A 3,233-nucleotide genomic window follows, 5' to 3' on the forward strand; every position below is an offset into this window, starting at 1 on the left:
CGCGCCACACTTATTTTCCCTGGCTCGCTTTTGCGGGCTTTTTTTTAAATGTCTCACAATTCAGGCGGTTGACTGTTGTCTGGTTTGCGGGGAGTTTGTAAAAAGAAACTGGCATGGTGAATCCCCCTGTGCGGAGGGGCAATCAGCAACTGGTGTTTTGTCCCGACCCTTATCCTTTCTGTGCGGGTTCAGGTGCTGATACTGAACTCACCGGGAGGCACCCGGCACCATGCAATGGCACATAGCGCCACTCTCCAGCCCCTCTCCGGAGGGGCTTTCTTATGGACAAAAAAATCCCGCGCTGGGAGACGCGGGCGGCAAGGAATAAACAACAAAACGTGAAGTAATATTTCAGCTGGCGAATAATATCCGACAGTAATCACTCTGCGCAATAGCGCGGCCTTTTTCATATTGCGGGCTGTTGTCTATCTTCTGCCATTGTCCTGTAACTTCCGGACTTCAGCCCGCTCCTCATTTTACTCACAATATTATCCAGGCCGGGAGGATTCATGGCATTTAAACACTATGACGTGGTCAGGGCGGCGTCGCCGTCAGACCTTGCGGAGCGACTGACACAAAAACTGAAGGAGGGGTGGCAGCCATTTGGCAGTCCGGTGGCCATCACGCCTTATACCCTGATGCAGGCCATTGCGGCGGAAGGTGATGTCACCACACCTGTGGTGGTGAAGCCGTCGGATGGAGAAGGCGCAGTTATCAGCACCACCAGCAACCCGGAGTATTAATTTGTTGTTGCCCTGGCCGGGCAGTCAAACGGTATGGCGTATGGTGAAGGGCTTCCGCTGCCGGAGACATATGACCGTCCGGACCCGCGTATTAAACAGCTGGCGCGTCGCAGCACTGTCACGCCGGGTGGTGCGTCCTGTAACTACAATGACATTATTCCTGCGGACCACTGCCTGCATGATGTTCAGGATTTGAGTAAGTTTTCACACCCGAAAGCCAGCGCAGCTCAGTATGGATGCGTGGGGCAGGGATTACATATCGCGAAGAAATTGTTGCCGTTTATTCCGGCGAATGCCGGTATTCTTCTGGTTCCGTGCTGCCGTGGTGGTTCTGCATTTTTGGCGGGCGATGAAGGTACCTTCAGCGAATCCACCGGCGCAAGCGAGACCTCGGCACGCTGGGGTGTAGATAAGCCACTGTACAAGGACCTGCTTACCCGTACTCAGGCCGCACTGAAGGCTAACCCTAAAAATATTCTGCTTGCAGTGGTCTGGATGCAGGGCGAGTTTGATTTGAAACAGGGTGCATACGCCACTCAGCCGGGGCTGTTTGATTCCATGGTGGAAAAATATCGTTCTGACCTGTCGGAATTCGGAGGTCAGTGTCTCGGGGGCTCTCCGTCATCGGTTCCCTGGATTTGTGGCGACACGACCTACTACTGGAAGCAGACTTATTCTTCGCAATACGATGCGGTGTATGGTGCATACAAGACGAAATCCGCAAAAAAAATCTTCTTTGTGCCGTTTATGACGGATGAAAACGGGCGAAATGTGGGTACCAACGAGCCGTCAGAAGATCCGGATGTTGCGGATATTGGGTATTACGGAGCCGGTGGTCGAACGGACGCCAAAACCTGGACGACGGCCGACCGTAAAACGCATTTTGGATCATGGGCACGTCGTGGGATTATTTCCGACCGTCTGGCAACGGCGATTCTTGTGCATGCCGGGAGAACCGCTGAATTCATTACCGGAAAACAGCCTGATACGGTGAAGCCCACCGGACCTTCCGGTGAAGGTACGGAGAGAGAGCCGGAAGCCCCGGTCAGTAACCGAACCCTGATGAGTCTGCTGGCGTCCGGCGAAGACCTGGCATCACAGGGCTGGCGCTATTATCACAAACCGGCGAGCGGAGACAATGTTAACAAAAACATTGCTGAAGCGGTGGTCAGTGATGCGGGGGCTACGGGAGGTAAGGCCCTGCAACTGAATAAACCGGAAAACCACATCTGGTTTCTGGAGCATGATGCAGCCGGACAGGGAGTGGAGTTACTGAAGAAGGGGGGACGTGTGAGCGTACAGTTTAAGTTGCCGGGTTCACTGGTGCCGAATCGGTTTGCCCTGGGCATTTACTGGCAGTTGTCGTCCCTGCCGGAGGGAGTGACGCTGGCAGAGGAAGGCAACGACATGCTGATGTCCTTCTTCCTGCAGACGGATGCGACGAACCTGAACGCGATGTACCACAAGAAGCCGAATGCGAAGCTGGATACGTTCGGGGTCTTTGATAACGGATGGCACACACTGGATTTTGAGTTTGCCGGAAACAACAGCATTCAGGTGACGCCGGTACTGGATGAGAAACGGGGGACGCCGTTCACACTGGTGAAATCTCCGGCATCAGGGGCGGCGGACAAACTGCAACTGACAGGCATATCAAAGGCGGCGACATATACGCTGCTGATTGCCAGTGTGAAGGTGGAAGTGAACAACGCGGATGCGCGGCATGATAAAAAAAGCCGCCAGCGGCAGGAACGGAAGCTGGCGGAGGTAATCCCAATGGAGAATGTAAAGAAAAGATGCTTTCGTATACCGGTTTTTTAAATGAAAACAGTTCTCATTGTCAACCATAACGGTAAGAAACTATGACATTTATTCATCAGGTGATGCTGTACTTCTGTACGGCGGTCTGTGTGCTGTATCTTCTTTCGGGTGGGTACAGGGCAGTGCGCGATTTCTGGCGCAGGCAGATTGATAAAAGGGCCGCAGAGAAAATCTGAGGTGTACTGGCAATAGCGGACACTACCATTTGTTCTTTTTTTAAGCAGCCATCTGATGATATTTTTCCCTGAAGGCTGCCGGGGAGATATTCCCCAGACGAGAGTGACGACGCTGACGATTGTAGAAAATCTCAATGTATTCCCGTATTACTGAGATGGCTTCATCCCGGTTATTAAAACGATAGTGGCTCAGGCTTTCATTTTTCAGCGTTCCCCAGAAGATTTCCATCGGAGCGTTGTCGTAACAGTTACCTTTACGCGACATTGATGTTTTCAGACCAGACTGCTCCTGTATGACCCGGTAATCGTATGCGCAGTACTGTGAACCTCGATCGGTGTGGTGGATTAGCCCGGCAGGTGGGCGCTGGCTCCTGAGCGCCATAAACAGGGCTTTACCTGTCAGCTCTTTTGTCATGCGCTCTCCCATGGCGTAGCCGACAATTTCGCACGTATAAACATCTTTGATGCCAGCGAGGTACAACCATCCCTCCTG

At 52.8% G+C, this 3,233-nt stretch carries 2 protein-coding genes and 2 pseudogenes; 2 read left to right on the forward strand and 2 right to left on the reverse strand.

The window, feature by feature from the left end; all coding sequences use genetic code 11:
* Positions 1 to 98 precede the first annotated feature (98 nt).
* Positions 99 to 241: pseudogene (locus BFF42_RS13845) on the reverse strand (hypothetical protein); the annotation flags it as partial.
* Positions 242 to 509: 268 nt separating this feature from the next.
* On the opposite strand from BFF42_RS13845, the pseudogene BFF42_RS13860 reads away from it, so the two are divergent.
* Positions 510 to 2,462: pseudogene (locus BFF42_RS13860) on the forward strand (DUF6645 domain-containing protein); the annotation flags it as partial.
* A 143-nt stretch (positions 2,463 to 2,605) separates the two neighbouring features.
* Entirely contained in the window at positions 2,606 to 2,740 is a 135-nt protein-coding gene (locus BFF42_RS13865) for a DUF1378 family protein (RefSeq protein ID WP_000142784.1), read from the forward strand.
* A 40-nt stretch (positions 2,741 to 2,780) separates the two neighbouring features.
* Here the strand turns inward: BFF42_RS13865 and BFF42_RS13870 are convergent.
* Positions 2,781 to 3,233: IS3 family transposase (locus tag BFF42_RS13870; protein ID WP_146759047.1), on the reverse strand; the 453-nt coding region annotated here is incomplete at its 5' end.

This window comes from Shigella sp. FC1661 (genome assembly GCF_001712525.1).
In the GTDB taxonomy this organism is placed as follows: domain Bacteria; phylum Pseudomonadota; class Gammaproteobacteria; order Enterobacterales; family Enterobacteriaceae; genus Escherichia; species Escherichia coli.

Excerpts from the sequence above, each read along its gene's own strand:
- BFF42_RS13865 (WP_000142784.1), top strand. The coding sequence starts at position 2,606 with ATGACATTTATTCATCAGGTGATGCTGTACTTCTGTACGGCGGTCTGT.